At 43.0% G+C, this 16,814-nt stretch carries 22 protein-coding genes and 2 pseudogenes; 23 read left to right on the top strand and 1 reads right to left on the bottom strand.

The window, feature by feature from the left end:
* The first annotated feature begins 24 nt into the window (after positions 1-24).
* From HMPREF1508_RS00680 to HMPREF1508_RS00570, 22 genes are all read left to right on the top strand, one after another.
* Positions 25-540, top strand: coding sequence for a hypothetical protein (locus HMPREF1508_RS00680; protein WP_044958519.1), 516 nt, complete (start codon positions 25-27; stop codon positions 538-540).
* Positions 541-851: 311 nt separating this feature from the next.
* Entirely contained in the window at positions 852-1,751 is a 900-nt protein-coding gene (locus HMPREF1508_RS00670; RefSeq protein WP_044958513.1) for a DUF6630 family protein, read from the top strand.
* A gap of 354 nt (positions 1,752-2,105) precedes the next feature.
* Entirely contained in the window at positions 2,106-2,561 is a 456-nt protein-coding gene (locus HMPREF1508_RS00665; protein ID WP_044958511.1) for an SMI1/KNR4 family protein, read from the top strand.
* Positions 2,562-2,878: 317 nt separating this feature from the next.
* The gene (locus HMPREF1508_RS00660) at positions 2,879-4,138 is read left to right on the top strand and encodes an ATP-binding protein (protein ID WP_044958509.1); all 1,260 of its coding nucleotides are present in this window, start codon (positions 2,879-2,881) and stop codon (positions 4,136-4,138) included.
* A 146-nt stretch (positions 4,139-4,284) separates the two neighbouring features.
* Positions 4,285-4,548, top strand: coding sequence for a hypothetical protein (locus tag HMPREF1508_RS00655; protein ID WP_044958506.1), 264 nt, complete (start codon positions 4,285-4,287; stop codon positions 4,546-4,548).
* A gap of 65 nt (positions 4,549-4,613) precedes the next feature.
* The gene (locus HMPREF1508_RS00650; protein ID WP_044958504.1) at positions 4,614-5,033 is read left to right on the top strand and encodes a hypothetical protein; all 420 of its coding nucleotides are present in this window, start codon (positions 4,614-4,616) and stop codon (positions 5,031-5,033) included.
* A 105-nt stretch (positions 5,034-5,138) separates the two neighbouring features.
* Positions 5,139-5,627: a hypothetical protein gene (locus HMPREF1508_RS00645; RefSeq protein ID WP_242834467.1), complete on the top strand. Its 489-nt coding sequence runs from the start codon at positions 5,139-5,141 to the stop codon at positions 5,625-5,627.
* A gap of 189 nt (positions 5,628-5,816) precedes the next feature.
* A complete protein-coding gene (locus HMPREF1508_RS00640; RefSeq protein ID WP_044958502.1) occupies positions 5,817-6,221 on the top strand; it encodes a hypothetical protein in 405 nt (134 codons plus the stop codon).
* Positions 6,222-6,250: 29 nt separating this feature from the next.
* On the top strand, positions 6,251-7,093 hold the full coding sequence (locus tag HMPREF1508_RS00635) for a YwqG family protein (protein WP_049906779.1): 843 nt from the start codon (positions 6,251-6,253) through the stop codon (positions 7,091-7,093).
* 518 nt (positions 7,094-7,611) lie between these two features.
* Positions 7,612-8,469 (top strand): MerR family transcriptional regulator, encoded by an 858-nt coding sequence (locus HMPREF1508_RS00630; protein WP_044958500.1) that lies wholly within the window; start codon positions 7,612-7,614, stop codon positions 8,467-8,469.
* Entirely contained in the window at positions 8,466-9,056 is a 591-nt protein-coding gene (locus HMPREF1508_RS00625; RefSeq protein WP_044958498.1) for a hypothetical protein, read from the top strand. The genes HMPREF1508_RS00630 and HMPREF1508_RS00625 overlap by 4 nt, the downstream gene beginning before the upstream one ends.
* Before the next feature lie 244 nt (positions 9,057-9,300).
* On the top strand, positions 9,301-9,795 hold the full coding sequence (locus tag HMPREF1508_RS00620) for an imm68 putative immunity domain-containing protein (protein WP_044958495.1): 495 nt from the start codon (positions 9,301-9,303) through the stop codon (positions 9,793-9,795).
* A gap of 14 nt (positions 9,796-9,809) precedes the next feature.
* Entirely contained in the window at positions 9,810-10,082 is a 273-nt protein-coding gene (locus HMPREF1508_RS00615; protein WP_006905297.1) for a type II toxin-antitoxin system Phd/YefM family antitoxin, read from the top strand.
* 192 nt (positions 10,083-10,274) lie between these two features.
* Entirely contained in the window at positions 10,275-10,568 is a 294-nt protein-coding gene (locus HMPREF1508_RS10300) for a hypothetical protein (protein ID WP_006905296.1), read from the top strand.
* Positions 10,569-10,960: 392 nt separating this feature from the next.
* On the top strand, positions 10,961-11,377 hold the full coding sequence (locus HMPREF1508_RS00600) for a hypothetical protein (RefSeq protein WP_044958491.1): 417 nt from the start codon (positions 10,961-10,963) through the stop codon (positions 11,375-11,377).
* 206 nt (positions 11,378-11,583) lie between these two features.
* On the top strand, positions 11,584-11,739 hold the full coding sequence (locus tag HMPREF1508_RS10295; protein ID WP_198015529.1) for a hypothetical protein: 156 nt from the start codon (positions 11,584-11,586) through the stop codon (positions 11,737-11,739).
* 13 nt (positions 11,740-11,752) lie between these two features.
* On the top strand, positions 11,753-12,319 hold the full coding sequence (locus HMPREF1508_RS00595; protein WP_198015528.1) for an acyl-CoA thioester hydrolase/BAAT C-terminal domain-containing protein: 567 nt from the start codon (positions 11,753-11,755) through the stop codon (positions 12,317-12,319).
* 24 nt (positions 12,320-12,343) lie between these two features.
* Positions 12,344-13,096 carry an alpha/beta fold hydrolase gene (locus HMPREF1508_RS00590; RefSeq protein ID WP_044958486.1) on the top strand — a complete coding sequence of 251 codons (753 nt, stop codon included), beginning with the start codon at positions 12,344-12,346 and terminating at the stop codon, positions 13,094-13,096.
* 90 nt (positions 13,097-13,186) lie between these two features.
* Entirely contained in the window at positions 13,187-13,792 is a 606-nt protein-coding gene (locus HMPREF1508_RS00585) for a class I SAM-dependent methyltransferase (protein ID WP_006905290.1), read from the top strand.
* Between the two features lie 44 nt (positions 13,793-13,836).
* Positions 13,837-14,277, top strand: a complete 441-nt coding sequence (locus HMPREF1508_RS10480; RefSeq protein WP_044958482.1) for a rhodanese-like domain-containing protein — start codon at positions 13,837-13,839, stop codon at positions 14,275-14,277.
* 27 nt (positions 14,278-14,304) lie between these two features.
* On the top strand, positions 14,305-15,231 hold the full coding sequence (gene msrB, locus HMPREF1508_RS10475; RefSeq protein ID WP_044958564.1) for a peptide-methionine (R)-S-oxide reductase MsrB: 927 nt from the start codon (positions 14,305-14,307) through the stop codon (positions 15,229-15,231).
* 36 nt (positions 15,232-15,267) lie between these two features.
* A complete protein-coding gene (locus HMPREF1508_RS00570; protein WP_044958479.1) occupies positions 15,268-15,621 on the top strand; it encodes a cupin domain-containing protein in 354 nt (117 codons plus the stop codon).
* A gap of 292 nt (positions 15,622-15,913) precedes the next feature.
* Here HMPREF1508_RS00570 and HMPREF1508_RS10470 read toward each other — a convergent pair.
* Positions 15,914-16,080 (bottom strand): annotated as a pseudogene (locus HMPREF1508_RS10470) (IS3 family transposase); the annotation flags it as partial.
* 19 nt (positions 16,081-16,099) lie between these two features.
* Here HMPREF1508_RS10470 and HMPREF1508_RS10835 point away from each other — a divergent pair.
* Positions 16,100-16,474 (top strand): annotated as a pseudogene (locus HMPREF1508_RS10835) (transposase); the annotation flags it as partial.
* Between the last annotated feature and the right edge of the window lie 340 nt (positions 16,475-16,814).

The raw sequence follows: 16,814 nt of genomic DNA, 5'->3' as shown, positions 1-16,814 counted from the left end.
TCGCAAATGAACAGGAGGAGTAAAATGGGATTGTTTGATATGTTTCTGGGAAAGAAGGAAGTAGCTTTGGATCAGGCCAGAAGTGATGGAAACAAGGCCAGGATGCGCGAAATCTTCGATAAGAATGTGGAGTCCGGTGCAGACTATAAACTGGTATATGCATACTCCGAGGATGTTCGCGGCGCCAACTTTGCAGTCCTTCGTACGGTTTCCTATAAGTACAGAAGTTTTATTGTCGGTTACAGAGAGAGTGACTTAAGCCTGGTATTCCTTGAGGTAAGCCCTGATTTGAACCAGGCGGGTGAGGTGAATATCTACAGACCGAATGATGTGAAGAAGACCAACTTCATAAAGATGGTAGGTTCTTACTATTTACAGTATGGAAGCGCTATTAAGAAGGAATTTTTCAACTTCTTTGTTCCGGAGACGATTGGCGATATCGTGAATCTTGACTGGTATGACGAGGAGACCTTTACCTATGTTGATCAGAGAAATGAGCACAGCGGATGGGTGGCTTTCTGGGGCAGGTTCTGCCGCTAAGGGTGAAGTGTCATGAGCATGTTGCCAAATTATATTATAGCGGTTATTGTAATCGCCTTCTTGATCTATAGCTTTGTCATGCTATTCATTAAAAGAGCGAAGGTTCATAACCTCATTTTGTATTTCTTGGGGATTCTCCTGGCATTATTGCTGCTGGGAATGTCCGTTTACGGAATTATTAATAACATTCCCCTGGGTCAGGTGCAGCAGCTGATCGAGAGCCAGTTTAGATAAGATGGGAGAGAGCAAGTCGAGAGGCATGCTCTCTTGTTTTTATCATAAGAGGCCAAAATAGTTTAGGAGGTACAGAGATGGCTCTGTTTGGATTTATTGAAAAGAAGTACAGCGACTGGTCCATGGACATGGGTGAGGGGGCCAGAGTCGGATTTCGCAAGAAGGCGCTGGAAAAGGGGCTTGAGGATGTCTGTAAAGGTGTGGAGGAGTTTTTGATTCTAACAGCAAAAGAGTCTTTTCCTGTCAGTGTCCGCGGCCGTGTCGGGACTTTTATCCAGGCGATCCGGGAGGAGGATTCCTCTGCCCTTCATCTGGAGATCAGCACCCAGGATCAGAAGAATCCAGACGACACCATTATCTACGGCAAGGACGGTGTCAGCGCTGAGGAGGCCCTGGAGATCTTCATGCGTTTGCTGGATGAGAATCAGGCGCCGGATCTGGCTGCCTGGAATCCGGTCATGTGCTGGCGCAATCCGGTAAATCCGGAAGCCTACCAAAGACTGACCAATGCCATGACAGCGAAGATATCCCTGCAGAAGGAGCTCAAATGGGCCTGTCATAATCCCTATGAATATGTGGTCGAGAAGGCCGATCGTTTCAAGGAGCGTGAAATCGACAGGGATGCACCCCTTGATGAAATCCTCTTCTTCGGCCTGGTTGACGAGTTTTTAGAGGCCGGCGAAATGCTTGAGCTGGACTGGAAGGAAGACAAAGAGGAGTTCCTTGGGCAAATGCAGGAACTGGCGGAGCATTTCTCCCTGCCTTTGGAGGAGGACTGGCTGGAGCCTGAGGCAGATATCCCAACCTGGTGCAAAGCTCTGGACGAGCACTGGGAAGAGGCCGGCTTTGTGGTTGCCGGACTCGATATCGACAGCGACTCCTACTTGCTCTTCCCTGCGGCGGCAGATAAAATGCAGCTTTTGACGGATCTGGCCGCAGAGATCGGCCAAAAGATCAAACTTGGCAGGGACCTGTGAAGGGAAGAATACCAGGCAATGGATTCGTGAATCAGTATTGATTAATTACGGTATAAGGAGAGTAGCATTTTTTCATTTTTGGTCTGGTGATGGAATTTGAAATTTCCTGCTCATTGTCGGACACAGATGGTACAATAGACATGGCGCTACTCCTCTTAAGGTGTGATTGGTTTTTCGCCGAATTTATGGTTGTGTCAATAATCTTTCGCAAATTCATTTGACATCGGCTGTGCACAAGTTAAACGGCAGCTTCGCGACCAGTTTCAGTTGGATTCACGGTGAATAATGAGCGAGCTGTACAATTTCGCAAGTGAGCCAAGATCTGAGGGACTTGTGAGTTACTAGGAGATCAAAATGTGCAATGTTGATTTTGGGAAACACCGTGACAGAATTAAGGCGGCTTACGAAGCAAGCGTGTTCACAGAAGCTATCCGACCAGAGCCAGAGGAGAATATAAAAAAGTTTGAAGCAAATTATGCCTCCATACCATCAGAGTACCGCTGGCTATTACTTAACCTAGGCGGTTGCTATTTGGCAGAACCATGGATTTTTGACTTGAGGGAGCTGGAGGGAAATTACACAATCTTTGAAGAGGCATACGAGGAGTATATGAGCGAATGTGAACACGGCCCGGCATTTCCTATCGGAGGCTTAGACGATGGAAGCATCGTATTTATAGACCTGGAAAGCGGCAAAGTGCGTGGATTTAACAATGACTATGCTGACCTTGAGGAAATTTCAGAGAGCTTTTCGGAGCTTATTTTAGATCTAGTAGAGCAGGTAGAAAGCTTTTCGGGATACAATATCTGATATAAGGGGTATGTAATTAGTGGTATATCTGCAACACGTCAAGATATGGAATATATTAAGAAAGTAATTAATCAAAAGGAGACATATAAACGTCAGAATTAGTGACATTGAGCATAAGTGTTGTAAAAACAATATTTGGAATGATAAATTTTGTATTTCGTGGATGATTTAAACAAAACAACACATGCAGGTATTCTCTTGAAAGTGATGGAAAAGCATGATTATATTGGCGCCTAAACCGAACTAAATGAAAATATTTGCTTACAAGTTCGGTTTAGACGCATATAATATATTACATCACACGAGGGAGGTGCGAAATGTCAAGGCTATATTTCAGGGACAGGTATTTGGAAAAAATACGTAGCTTTTATGATGAGGGAGAAATCATTAAGGTGATAACCGGCGTACGCCGCTGCGGAAAATCTTCTCTACTTGAAATGATCGTCACTGAATTAAGAGAGAAGGGGATTCCTGATGAAAACATAGTGGAGATCCATTTGGATAGAAGACCATATAAGCGGATCAGGACAGTGGAGGCTCTGGAAGCGGTCATAGATGAGAAATGCCAGAATGTAAACGGACTTAAATATCTGTTCCTGGATGAAATCCAAAATGTCAGGGACTTTGAGGAATCTATAAATGCGTATCGTGAGGAAGGCGACTACTCTATCTTTATTACAGGCAGCAACAGCTATCTTTTATCAGGAGAACTCGCCACAAAACTGACCGGGCGCTACATAGAGTACGAGATGTCAACGCTGACATTTGATGAATATCTGGAGATGAAAAAATTTTATGGGAAGGAAATTGCAGCCAATCCGGAGGATGAATTTGACAAATATATTCTGGAAGGCGGATTTCCGTTTGCTGTAAGACTCGATTCCTTCGCCGATAAAAGACTTTATACCAAAAGCGTTATTGATGAGATTTATGAAAAGGACATTCGCAAGAACAAAAGAATAAAAAACAGGCTTCTGTTTACGACGATTCAAACGTACATTATCAACAATTTTGGCGCAACGATGTCAATAAAAAGTCTATGTGAATATCTTGAAAGTACGACGAAAATGACTGTTCGAAAGGAAACGGTATATAATTACCTCTCTATCCTGGAAAATGCAAAGATTGTCAGCAAGTGTTCGCGATTTGACATGAAGAGCAGGAAGAGTTTGCGCGGCGAGGAAAAGTACTACTTATCAGACTTGAGTTTCTATTTTGCCAATAATACGGATAACAGGATCGAATATGGTCCGGTATTGGAGAACATCATATACAATTATGCGAAGTCCCGCGGCTACGCCATTAGTGTCGGGAGGATAGGAAAACTTGAAGTGGATTTCATTTTAAGAGATATAAATATGGATTATTCCTACGTTCAGGTGGCCAGATATATTGATAACGGAAACGTTGATGAGAATGGCATAAATCTTACAGAAGAACGGGAATACAGGCCTTTAGAACAGATCAGGGATTCTTTTCCGAAGTATGTGATGACGTTGGACCGCCTGCTGCAAAAAAGAAATGGGATTTTTCACAAGAATATCATTTCCTTTATTGAAAAAGGAGAGCAGTTTTAAAACACAAGTGATTCCGATTAGATACATTTTCTAGCCCGCAGGTAAGCCTGATGCCTGTTGGGGTTTGTCCTAAAATACCGCTGAAAAGCGGGAAAAAGAATGAGTAAGAAAGCAGTTAGACAACTAGATCTTTAAGGTGAAAAATAATGAGCTTATCTGATGAATTATTTAATCAAATAAAGCAACTTTCTACTAATATTACAGAGGAGAATTATTATGCCCGTCACGAGCAGGGATATGATATTTTGATTAAAATAAAGGATTCAGGCATGGAACAAGGGCAGGCATTCAAGTTACTTTTAAAGTATCACAACAGTTTAGAGGATGGCTTGTCTAAAGAGTGGATTGCAGATCTCTTAGATTGTATATGCGGGTGGTGTGCTCCACATAAATACATTTGGGGGGAATAGAGAGGAGTAGCAACTCTGATTTGTTATAAATCCTATTTTGTCGATTTGATCTTATGAGGAATAATATGGATTATATACATGATAGAAACAGCAACATACTTTTCAGCCTTCATGACAGCAGGGTGAATAAGATAAAATATCACAACAAAACTTTGACATTAAAAGTACATAAAATATTCCAACTTGTGGATGGTGAAGAAAAAGCATTTCCGGGTGAAGTATGCTTTAAAAATTGTGATGTGGACCTATGCAATGTACTGATATTTAATAAAACTTTGGGTGGAGGCCGCTTTAACGGAAAAGCTATTGAATTACAGCAATTTATGGACGAGTATGCAGGCTCAGAGTTTGAAATAATTACTGAAGGCTATTTTGGTAACACGACAACATATACAGGCTGGCTTTGGGAAGAAGGGAAACCACCAGTAACGGCAATTATGTATATTTGGAATAGCGGAGATATGGTGTATCGTGTCGAGAAATAAATTATACATTTAGAAATCCTCCCGTCATGCACACCACAAATATGTACTGTATTTCCTTACAATATCAAAGCGAGAAAATATTTGTTTCATGTATCTTGTAGATTTTTGAAACAAACGATGAGAAAATCAAATTCAGATAACAAAACTAAAATTTGTAATACCGGGATTGATCCAAGAATGTATATAGGAAAAATAACCATAGAAAACCCAAAAGTCAATGGAGAACATTTTTTCAAAATAGGCTATTGTCCGGAGCTTAAAGAATATTTGCTGAGTGTTTTTATTGCCTGGATTGCCGGATATGACAGGTATTATAAAATCGATAAAGGAGATTTTGACCTTTATGGATTGGATCAGGACGAGTTTTGTGCAAAGTATGAAAATGAAATAAGGACAAAAATGACCGAGCGGTTAATAGGGTCAGCTGCTTTAAGAGATTATGATTTTAGCTGTTTGCCGGATGAAGTACTCAAGACCTTAGATGGCTATCCTCCGTTTGAAGGATATTCTTATAAAGATGGAATACTTTACGCGAGAATAAAGATGGGGGATACTTTTTTTATAATTCCACCAATCAAGGATAAAAACCTTTGACCGATTACGGAGGATACGGAACTGCTAAAGAAAAAATATGAGGAAATAGGCATTATGGCAATATAAAGGCAGGCTATACAAAATGCCCAAAGTGTGGTAAGCGCTGCCGACAGAAAAAATGGTTCAATAATGAAGGCTCGGAAATCTGGAATGCGATAGCATAGTGAAATAATCCTAAAGGAATCCATCATGAACAAGCAACAACTCCTCGCCCTCTGGCAGGGCAAATCATGGGAAAGCTCACCGGCAGGAATATACTTTTTAAGCCGCAAGTACGATAAGGAGTTGTATTTTAGCTTCTCTGGATACAGCGAAAAAGATGTAAAATCCGTCCCGGACGTATTTATGAAAAGACTGGCCGCCAAAATCACTGAGCTAGACGATAAGGCGCTTAGCCTTATAAAGGAAAAATTTCCAAAAGAGAATATCGAATGTATCTCGCTGACTGACGTAATGTTCGATAAGAGCGGGTGCTACGATGCATTTGCACTAGGTTACTATGCGGGAGAATCTCCAGCAGGTGAACTGTATCTGCTAGTTAGCTTTAACGATGAATTTCAAGATAATCCAGAAGTGGTTTGCGAAGTGTACTAAATCGCAGTGATGATAAGAAAGGATATTCTGTGACAGTAAAAACATTCATCGAAGAATTTAAGAAGATCGAGAACAGAGAAACCATAAAGATTAAACTGATTTCTAAAACGAAGACTCCTCTGACAAGCAGCAATGTTGCAGGTTGGTTCTACTTGCCGAAGACCGAGGCCATCCCTACTACCGATAGGGGTGAGCAGCTGATGTATTTGGCGCAGATAAACTGCGAGGAGCTGCCTGAAAACAGCATCTACCCATCTAAGGGCATCGTGCAGTTTTGGATCTTTGGTGGAGATTATAATCTGGGTAACGACTACAGAAAACCCACCTCAGATAGGAAGAAAAGGGTTATTTACTACCCGGCGATAGGAGAACATTTTACCGAAGAGGAACTGACCGAGATGTATAAACCGCAGGAGGATAAGAAAGAGGACGAGCTTATCACTCCGATTAATGATGGTGCGCCATTTGCCATGTCATTTGAAAAAACTAGCCAGTGGGTTATGCCGAACGACTTCAGATTTGAAGAACTTTTCGTTGAGAAGTTGAATGAGTATATTGCTGACCAGCAGACGGAAGTAGGTTATGAGACATACGATGTCAACGATGAAGATGTTGATTATATTATAGAAGAACTTGATATTTCGAATCACACGCAGATAGGTGGCTACGGCCATTTCACACAGGAAGATCCTAGATGTTATGAGGATTTTCAAGATTACACCGAGTTGCTGTTCCAGCTGGATTCCGAGTTCGGAACTGACGACTATTACATCTTGTGGGGCGACTGCGGCGTAGGAAATTTCTTTGCGACAAAAGAGCAATTGCATAATCTGGACTTCACCGAGTGCTTATATAGTTGGGACTGTTACTAACGAGAAGATAAAGGGGAGAGAGTTTTTCTGATGGAACTTTCTCCTTTTTTGAAGGGGGTGTTTTTCTGCCCAAACGGTATATTTATTTATATCAGCCGGATACGGTTCTTGGAATCCCGCGAAGTTCAATCATCACTCCTGGCTGGCCAATGTGTGGATTCCTTATTCCAGACAACTGCGGGATTGTGATATGGTACCTATGAATAGAAGACGGTGATTGATGAAGACAGCATCTTTCAGGAACTTCATGAAGAAATAATCAAAGGGCATTCTTCAAAGCAACCGTATATTGAAATAAAAGATTTGCCCAGTAGCTATCGTTAAAAAGGTGCTGGAAGACAAGATGAGAATGAGAATTATAAAAAGAGTCTATAGGGGATTTCCAAAAGAAAAGTCATTTGATAGTAAATCGCTAAAAAGAACATAGAAAGATGCACTTTGGGAAGATAGGAGCATCACGAAGTTGACCTGTCCGCTGGGGACCATGTTATCTTCTAAAGTGAAGGAGGTAGCAGGCTATGTTAAGAAATGAAATTCAAATGAAAACAGCTTTGACAAGAAAGGCAATTGAATATTATGAGGATAAGGGGCTTCTTAAGCCTATAAAATCAGAAAATGGATACCGAGATTACAGTGAAAAAGATTTGGATATTCTAATGAAGGTATCAATTTTAAGAAAACTGGGTGTCAGTGTATCGGATATAGAGAAATACTTATCATCTGCGGATAATTCACTAGCTTCTGTATTAAGGAAAAAGCAACATCAATTAGAAAATGATGAGAAAAGAAAAGAGTTACTTGAACTCATAATAAGGGGAGAAGGACAGGAATATGTCAAAGAAAAAATTGCATTGATGGAAGAGGAAGAATCTATTTATGAGAGACTGGAAAGAGCATTTCCTGGTTTTTTTGGACATTTGTTCTTTGCTGCATATAAACCGTTTTTTGATGAACCCCTGTCTGAGGACGGAGAAGGAGCATTTAAAAAATATGTTTCATATTTAGATAATCTTGCCACTTTTGAACTGAGTGAAGAAGAGCAAAAATTTGTTGATGAAGCAAGTTCGCCTTTTGACATGTACGCTCTAGAAAAAATCAGCGAAGATAAGGTTAAGCTTATTGGAAACGTTGAAGAATGGATGAAAGAGAACGAAACATTTATTATGCAATATGAAACTTATAAGCATAGTGAACAGTATCAGAATAGTATATGGGGGCATATACAGGAGAAACTGCAAAAATATATGCAGGACAATAATTATTATGAAATTGCAATCCCGCTGATAAGAAAATTTAGTAAGAGTTATGATGAGTATTATGAAAAACTATTGGAGGCAAATGAACAATTCCTGAAATACAAGGAGATTACGAATTGAGAACGGTTGATGAAGAGACAAGAAAATATATAGAAAGCATAGAGATCAGCGATATTCCCTGGAACAGACTGCCTACGATATATGGCAGGGCGACGGATTTTCCCAAGTACCTCAACACCCTATCCCAAATGGATAATTTGGATGATGTGATGTGCGACGGGGAGGAGATAGCCATAAATATAGAACACCAGAGCACTTTATTACATGCAACACCTTTTGCAATGGTATTTCTTCTTCGGATTTTTCGAAAGGCATATGAACAAAGGGAGACAAATGATATTGCAGCAATACTCTTTGATGAGCTGCTGGAACTCTTTCTGTATATTGCAGAGTCTATTTGTGACTCCTTTGAATATCATCACGACGATCCACTCCCGCATTTTTCTGATATGCTCAAGGAGGAGTATCTGTGGTCGGAGGAATATGATGAGGAAGCGGATGCAGAAAGATACGGGGACGATAATCTCTTTCCGGACGATCTGTTCTATAGTTTCTACTACTATTCTTATAAGGTTTTACTTTTATCCAAGCCAATAGTAGAGAATTTACAGGCAGAGAACGCGAAAAAATTGCGTTTATGTCTATAGTGAAGTCTGATACCCTATTTTAGGAATAAAAATTTGAGCTGATCGGGGGACAGCAAATGAGATTGCTGATTTTTATGTACCAGCACGCTGTAAAAGCGCCCGACGAAATGCGACAGCTGCATGAACAGTTCTATAATTACCTCAAAATAAAAGATGCTTGATTTTCCCTCTGTGCATAAGAAAAATGACAGGACTTCAATAAAATCAAGTTCAGTAAAGAAAGCCCCTGGAGGAGAGATCACATATGTATATTGATAAATACTGGGACAACTTTATTGGCGGTTCCGATGACAGCTTGAATCTTGTGGCATTTTTGGAAGACCAAAAGAAAGAAGAGATTTCCCTTGGTGAAATCTTTCATAAGATTGGTTTGAACAAGCAAAACTGGGATTTTCACCGGACCGCAGAGCCTCTATGTTTCATGCACTCCCTTGGTATGGAGATGGATTTTCATTTTGCAATAGACGTCATAACCGATCTTGCCGCCATCCTGTTGGAGTGCAATATCAGTGGTGGTGTAAATCTCCACGATCTGTTTGAAAGTGAAGATACGCCATCCCGCTATATTCGAATCACTGCCAGCGCAGAGGAATATGACAAAATGGACAATGCTCTTGCGGATTTTACAGATGATCCGATTTCCTATGACTTATATGAAATGTTAGGTGACGATATCCTGGAGATGGCGGAGGATGTGGAGACCTTGCGCAGGGAACTGCATGAGAGAAACAAGCGATAGATAGGAGGTGCCCTATGATTAACATTCGACCCGTCTCGGATCTCAGAAATAAATTCCCGGAGATTGAAGAAACAGTTATTAATTCCAATGCGCCTGTGTTTCTTACCAAGAATGGTTACGGAACGATGGTTCTTATGAGTGTTGAGCAGTACTCCGCACTCACAGATGACATCGAACAGAAACTGGATGAGGCTGATGCTGCTGCGGAACAAACTTCTGTCCGATACTCTGCATCAGAAGTTTTTGGCAGAGCAAGGAGCAGGATTAATGAACACGTAAAAGTATAAGCTGTCATTTATTCCTCTCTTTGAGGAAGACCTGAACGAAATTACGGACTACATCGCAAACCATCTGCAAAACCCGGATGCCGCACTCCGGCTCTTTTTTCTATCTATCTCTGCGTTTCTTATGAATCCTTTCATGACAGGAACGACAGATACTCAAAGGATATCATCACGCTACGCTCAGATTTGACGATAATGGAGCGGGCTTTGCAGGCTCTTGTCCTGAGTCAATATCGACTGAAAGTGTTTCAAGATCACCGTTTCAGCATAAAACCGGTTGTGCTTTTCAAAGCGGCAAAGATCGCTGACAGCAAGGACTTTGTGGCAGACTTTAAAGAAAAATTCCTGCTCCAGCTAAAAACAGAGGCTGTACCAGCCACCATTTTTGTGGATGACAACGATTACAAGATATGGGGACTTCACTTCTTCAATCAGGAGAACCGCATGAAGAAATTCGACTCGGAGTTTGCAGTGTTGATTGGGAAATAATCGCAGGAGGCTATTATACCTTTCAGCGTTTACACACTTTTCAGCGATAGTAGAAATATAATAGAAAGGAGGGTGCAAAAATGGCGATGGCACAGACAGCTTACAGAACAAGACTGGCATCTCGCAAGACTTCGGTCGCGGCGGCGGGCATATCTCGCAGAGCGAACATGCTTTTATTTCAAGCTTTTTCACGCCTCTCTTGCCTGAAAACTACAGATAGGCTTTGTATCAAAGACACTACTACGATAGAAATCAATGTCGAGGATTTGATACAATTCAGCGATTGCCCTGCTGCCTGAAAATCAAGGGGGTGCAAATCCATTTTAGGGGGTGCATTTCACAGGCAGGGAGTGCAGATGGATAAATCGTAATTTGTGGAGGTGTTTTATGCCATGGTTACATCCAAAGTGGATGAAAAGAAGTTAAGATTTTGGAAAGAATTATATGAAAAGAAATCTAAGTTCCTTAAACCAAATAGAATAAGTGGGAGCGATTTAAACACATATTTTCAAGATAAATATCCTACACAAAATTATGACAATGAAAAATTTAAGAAAGTTGTACATTTAAACTCAAAGGAACATTTTTATGAAAATGCAGGTAATATAAATGATATTGTTGCCTATACACTTAATGGTGACATTTATGTTGGTATTGATTTAAAAACAGGGTTTTTTTATATTGAAAGTGAAGATGTAAGTAAGTCTATTCCGATTTATGATGATTTGTTTATCACGAGAGGGTTAAGCAAAGAGGATCTTCAAAACTATGTGATTGTAGGGCAATTTTTAGAATTAAAAGAACTATAAGTCCCAGTATGTCGAAATGAATCAGAAGGTGAAGAGCAGTGTGAAACTGGTAAAACTGAAAGCGTCAAGCATGTCGGGCCGGTCACGATTTACTCCCATCTGTAGGCCTGCGGGATCATCAATGACCACGATAAGGACTGCCCCTGTTACCTGAAAAGCAATAACATGCATCCGACTGTGAATAAGCGGCGGGACCATGAGGTGAAATGATAGTGAAGCATAAGGATCAATGGACGCAAAGCTTTACGGTAGATAAGGACGGTTTTTACGGCCATCTCTATTGTCTGGACAAAAATAATTTCGACAGCAAAGCGCTGCTTGTTCTGGGCGGGGGCGGCATTCCTTCACAAAAGCGGGCATGAGAATGTGATTGCGGTGGGAATTTCCAAGGGTGCGGAGCTTGCTCTGGCAGCGGCCTCTTATTCCGAAGAGATCAATGGTGTTACCGCCCTGTCACCTTCATCACGGGTGAATATGGGGATCGGCCCGGGAATATCATGGGTGAAAGCATCCTCGTGGACGTTCAAAGGAGACGAGTTGCCTTACGCCTATGCGAAAGTACCCGGATGGAGAGCGGTATTGAAAAGCATACGAGCAAGGGAATTGACCTTTCGCTTTGCCTATGAGGAGGCTTACCGGAATGCCGGGGATGAGAGCATGATCCCCATCGAAAAGATCAATGGCCCGGTTCTGGTCTGCGGAGCATTAGAGGATTCACTTTGGCCATCGGCACAGGCATGCGATGAGATCATAGACAGACTGGAAAAGCATCCGTTTAAGCATCCGCATAAAAAGCTGGTGTACCGGTATGCTTCGCATATACTGTTGCCTTTTGATACCGGTTACAATAAGTACTTTCGGGTCGGAAGGAAATATCCCGGGGAATGCAGGCAGACAATAACAGATCTCAGACGGGAGATCATGGACTGGCTGCACATGTAAAATGTTTTACAAGAGACGCTGAAAATGACCATACATGAATTTGGAAAAGAAAATAAAGAAATCATAGTCCTGATCCATCCGTCCGTCGTGCGGTGGGACTATTTTGAACGGGTGATTCCGTTGTTGGAAAGGGACTATCATCTGATTGTTCCGGCACTTCCGGGCTACGACGAAGAAGAGAAAAGCGATTTCACGAGTGTGGAGCAGATCGCATGGGAATTGAATCTCTGGCTCAAAGAAGAAGGGCTTACGGAAGTTTATGCTGTATACGGATGCTCTATGGGTGGCTCCGTGGCGCTCATGGCCATGCTGAGGCAGCAGATTCCGATCCGGCATTGTATTATGGACGGCGGGATTACACCCTATGAGCTGCCATGGATCGTGACGCGTTTTATTGCTTTGAAGGATTATCTTATGATGATGATCGGAAGGGCCGGAGGTATGAAGCTTCTCAGAAAAGCATTTGCAACTGATGAATATTCTGAGGAGGATCTTCAGTATGTGGCGGATGTTCTGAAGAGCAGTAGCAGTAAAACTCTGTGGCGTACGTTTGACTCCTGCAACAATTATAAGATCCCCTCACCAATTCCACCATTGAATACAAAAATTCATTACTGGTATGCGGACGGAGAAGAAAAAGAACGGAAAGCGGACATTGCTTATATGAAACGCGTTTTCGATCAGACAGAATTTAAAGTGCTTCCGAAGCTGGGGCATGGGGGACTGGTTCTGCTGAAGCCGGAAATGTTTGCAGCAATGATTCATGAATTACGATGAATACAAAATGCACCCACCCTGCTATTACAGACGGGTGGGCGCTCATGTATCTGATTTGTGCCATGAAACTGGCTGGAGAGGAAAAGTGATATGAAGAAGAAAATCTGGGATCTGTACGCACCTATCTATGAACTGGCGATGCGCTCGGATGAGAAGACATATAAACTCATGTATTCCCGCATTCCGAAGGTCATTAAAGATAAAGAGGTGCTCGAGATTGCGACCGGACCAGGTCTTCTCGCAAGACATGTGGCCCCGGCAGCAAAAAAGATGATCGCAACGGATTATTCGGACGGTATGATCCGCGAGGCGAAAAAGAAGTCCTGCCCGGACAACCTGACATTTGAAGTGGCGGATGCGAAGGCGCTTCCCTATGAGGATAACTCCTTTGATGTGGTGCTGATCGCGAACGCGCTTCATGTCATGCCGGAGCCGGAAAAAGCACTGAAAGAGATCGACCGTGTGCTGCGGCCGAAGGGCATCCTCATTGCGCCGACCTTTGTCGGTCATGGAGCCAGTCTCGGCAGCAGGCTGTGGTCAAAGATCCTTGTGATTGCCGGGGTTAAATTCGAGCATCAGTGGAATGCCGAGGAGTATCAGGCGTTTTTGTCGGAGAACGGCTGGCGCGTTGTCAATGCAAAACTGATGTCCGCCCGCATCAGCATGCTTTATACCGAGTGCGTGCGGGAAGCGTGAAAGGATTGATTCCGATAACTCGGGATTTAACGAGGTAACATAGAATGAAAAAGACGAGAGCAATAGTGGAAGAATGGCGCATAGGTGATCCAGGACCGTTGTTTTTGATTTTGTTGACCATTTTTCTTCTGACTGGTTGTTCGGTATATACTGCCGATTCAGTGCAAGAGGTTGCGAGCTATCATCAGATCAATCAAGAGATGGCAAAGCAGATGATGACCCGGGATGACGGGCATGTGATTGTAGATGTCCGCAGGCAAGATGAATACGATGCAGGCCATATTCCTGGCGCAATTCTAATTCCGAATGAGAGCATTGAAGCGGAGCGGCCGAAAGAACTCCCGGATCTGGATCAGATCATCCTGATTTACTGCCGGAGCGGGAACAGGTCCAAGCAAGCAGCGCAAAAGCTTGCAGACATGGGATATACCAACATCTACGAATTCGGCGGGATCAACACCTGGTCCGGAGAGATTGTGACATGAGAAACTACTATGGAAATACCGGAGAATATGAAAACAATCTATCTTGCAGGCGGATGCTTCTGGGGAACGCAGAAGTTCTTCGATCAGTTTGACGGCGTAATCCGAACAGAAGTAGGTTATGCAAACGGGCCGGACGAGGCTCCGAGCTATCAGGACGTCTGTAACAGCAGCGGGCATGCCGAGACAGTGCGGATCGATTATGATCCTTCGGTCATTTCCCTGACTGATCTGCTGAATTACTACTTTATGGTGATCGATCCGCTCTCCGTCAACAAACAGGGCAATGACCGGGGCATCCAGTACCGGACGGGGATCTATTATACGGAAGAAGGCCAGCTTCCGGAGATCGAGACGGTTTATCGGGCGGAGGAAGAGAAAGCCGGAGCCAGGCTGGCAGTTGAACTGCTCCCGCTGGAAAACTTCTTCTCCGCAGAGGAGTGTCACCAGAAGTATCTGGACAAGAATCCCGGCGGCTACTGTCATATCCCGAGCAGCTACTTTGATCTTCAGCAAAACAGCGCGAAAGAATCCGAAGAGGAGCTGCGGGCGAGGATCGGCGACCTGGCCTACGAGGTAACGCAGCACGCTGCCACGGAATACGCCTTCACCGGTGAATATGACGACTTCTTTGAAAAGGGCCTCTACATCGATATTGTAAGCGGCGAACCGCTCTTCACGTCCATGGACAAGTATAATTCCGGGTGTGGCTGGCCGGCGTTCACCAGGCCGATCGCGGAAGATGCTGTCACAGAGACCGTGGACACTTCCCATGGAATGGTCCGGACAGAAATACGCAGCAGCGGCGCGGATTCCCATCTGGGTCACGTGTTCAATGATGGTCCCCGCGAGTCCGGCGGGCTGCGTTATTGCATCAATTCCGCAGCACTTCGGTTCATTCCCTATGATGAACTGGAAGAACAAGGGTATGGGGAGTATCGGAAGCTCTTTGAGTAAGAATAACCAAAAATCAATACAAGGAGGTATATAGCAATGGAAGAAAAAAGAATCTATGAAATGGACTTGGTAAAACAGGAAGACAAGGAGACTGCAAAGAAAACACTGTTTTACCAAACAGAATCTACAGGAGGGTCGGTGTGGGTGATTAAACCGGGACAGACCCTGCAGAAGCACCGTCACCACAATTCTGATGATATCTGGATCATTTTACAGGGAGAAGGTATATTCTATCCCGAACCGGATAAAGAGATTCCATTAAAAAAAGGACAGGTTATCGTTTCCCCTAAAGGTGCATGTCACGGCGCAAAGAACACAGGAACAGAGGATATAGTTTTTGTGAGTATCGTTGCACCGGTTCCGGCAGATTACGATCCTATAGGCGAATGAAAACACAATTTTTTGAATGTGCTTGGGGGTGCGGACAAAAACCTGGACACCATGATACCCTTGTGAGACCAGATGCGGTACACCAAGGAGCAGATTATCGTCGCACTGACATTATATAGCACAACGGGCTCGGCAAATACGGTCATACAAACCCTGGGATATCCTTCAAATCCAATGCTTTATCACTGGATTGAAAAGTATCCGGAGTATTTATCTAAGCCATATGTTCGACACTATAAGCAAGCAACAGCCGAATTGAAGGAACGGGGGTGCGGACATTTTTTAGACAGCCTTCCCAACCGCGGTTATAGAACATCTCGTTTTTTAGATGTCCGAAGAAGCCTTCACAGGCAACGTTGTCTGGTGAACAGCCTTTTCTCGACATAGATCTTGTAAGTCCCCGTCATCAACTATTTTGATCCATTCCGGCCATCGGTAATGACATCTGCGATCAGTGTTATGCCGAATTCGGCATAACACCGACAATGGAAGCGAATTCTCAAATCCAAAGGCCATCGAATACCGGGAAGACGTTGGAGAGTCGTAGTCTTTTTTGCGGACCAGGGTCTATTACTGTGATCCAAGCAGCCCATATCAGAAGGGCTCATGTGAAGTAAATCATGAACTGATTCGGAGGGCTTTCCCCAAGGGCACCAGCTTTGACAACCTGACGCAGGAAGATGTGACCCGGATGATGGACCACATCAAATCGTACAAAAGAAAGAAGTTGAATGACCATACGCCTTACTACTCATTCAGCTTCCCTTATGGAGAAGAAGTACTTAAGAAACAGGGATGTTCAAAGGTTGCAATTGAGAACATTATCCTGAAGCCCAAACTTCTCAAGAAGTAACCATAATTCACACACGATCGCCAGAGAAAGATCAGAAACAAAACAATTAAGATTAGGGATGGAATCTCCGTATACAAAAAGTTTCGAGCGTGATTCGATCTCTGTTTGCCATGCAGAAATCTGGTCTGGAGTCATTCTAGCATGTCTGTGGAATATTAAAATCCGGGAATCTCGCTTATCAAATGGGATTTTTCATTTACAAACCGGGAATCTCGGTTACAAAACATCACCTCTCATTTGCCATCCGGGAATCTCCGCTTACAAACGGGATTCTCAAGCTACATTTCATCTCTATATTATTTGCCTCAATTGTAAACTGAGATTCCATACCCAGGATCTC

This window comes from Shuttleworthella sp. MSX8B, assembly GCF_000524295.1.
GTDB lineage: Bacteria > Bacillota > Clostridia > Lachnospirales > Lachnospiraceae > Shuttleworthia > Shuttleworthia satelles.
Note: the sequence above shows the minus strand (reverse complement) of the source record. Positions and strands in the feature narration are given on the sequence as shown.

Excerpts from the sequence above, each read along its gene's own strand:
- HMPREF1508_RS00590 (WP_044958486.1), top strand. The coding sequence starts at position 12,344 with ATGACCATACATGAATTTGGAAAAGAAAATAAAGAAATCATAGTCCTG.
- HMPREF1508_RS00670 (WP_044958513.1), top strand. The coding sequence starts at position 852 with ATGGCTCTGTTTGGATTTATTGAAAAGAAGTACAGCGACTGGTCCATG.
- HMPREF1508_RS00660 (WP_044958509.1), top strand. The coding sequence starts at position 2,879 with ATGTCAAGGCTATATTTCAGGGACAGGTATTTGGAAAAAATACGTAGC.
- HMPREF1508_RS00585 (WP_006905290.1), top strand. The coding sequence starts at position 13,187 with ATGAAGAAGAAAATCTGGGATCTGTACGCACCTATCTATGAACTGGCG.
- HMPREF1508_RS00665 (WP_044958511.1), top strand. The coding sequence starts at position 2,106 with ATGTGCAATGTTGATTTTGGGAAACACCGTGACAGAATTAAGGCGGCT.
- HMPREF1508_RS10295 (WP_198015529.1), top strand. The coding sequence starts at position 11,584 with ATGATAGTGAAGCATAAGGATCAATGGACGCAAAGCTTTACGGTAGAT.
- HMPREF1508_RS00570 (WP_044958479.1), top strand. The coding sequence starts at position 15,268 with ATGGAAGAAAAAAGAATCTATGAAATGGACTTGGTAAAACAGGAAGAC.
- HMPREF1508_RS00615 (WP_006905297.1), top strand. The coding sequence starts at position 9,810 with ATGATTAACATTCGACCCGTCTCGGATCTCAGAAATAAATTCCCGGAG.
- HMPREF1508_RS00680 (WP_044958519.1), top strand. The coding sequence starts at position 25 with ATGGGATTGTTTGATATGTTTCTGGGAAAGAAGGAAGTAGCTTTGGAT.
- HMPREF1508_RS10480 (WP_044958482.1), top strand. The coding sequence starts at position 13,837 with ATGAAAAAGACGAGAGCAATAGTGGAAGAATGGCGCATAGGTGATCCA.
- HMPREF1508_RS00600 (WP_044958491.1), top strand. The coding sequence starts at position 10,961 with ATGGTTACATCCAAAGTGGATGAAAAGAAGTTAAGATTTTGGAAAGAA.
- HMPREF1508_RS00620 (WP_044958495.1), top strand. The coding sequence starts at position 9,301 with ATGTATATTGATAAATACTGGGACAACTTTATTGGCGGTTCCGATGAC.
- HMPREF1508_RS00650 (WP_044958504.1), top strand. The coding sequence starts at position 4,614 with ATGGATTATATACATGATAGAAACAGCAACATACTTTTCAGCCTTCAT.
- HMPREF1508_RS00655 (WP_044958506.1), top strand. The coding sequence starts at position 4,285 with ATGAGCTTATCTGATGAATTATTTAATCAAATAAAGCAACTTTCTACT.
- msrB (WP_044958564.1), top strand. The coding sequence starts at position 14,305 with ATGAAAACAATCTATCTTGCAGGCGGATGCTTCTGGGGAACGCAGAAG.
- HMPREF1508_RS10300 (WP_006905296.1), top strand. The coding sequence starts at position 10,275 with ATGGAGCGGGCTTTGCAGGCTCTTGTCCTGAGTCAATATCGACTGAAA.
- HMPREF1508_RS00640 (WP_044958502.1), top strand. The coding sequence starts at position 5,817 with ATGAACAAGCAACAACTCCTCGCCCTCTGGCAGGGCAAATCATGGGAA.
- HMPREF1508_RS00630 (WP_044958500.1), top strand. The coding sequence starts at position 7,612 with ATGTTAAGAAATGAAATTCAAATGAAAACAGCTTTGACAAGAAAGGCA.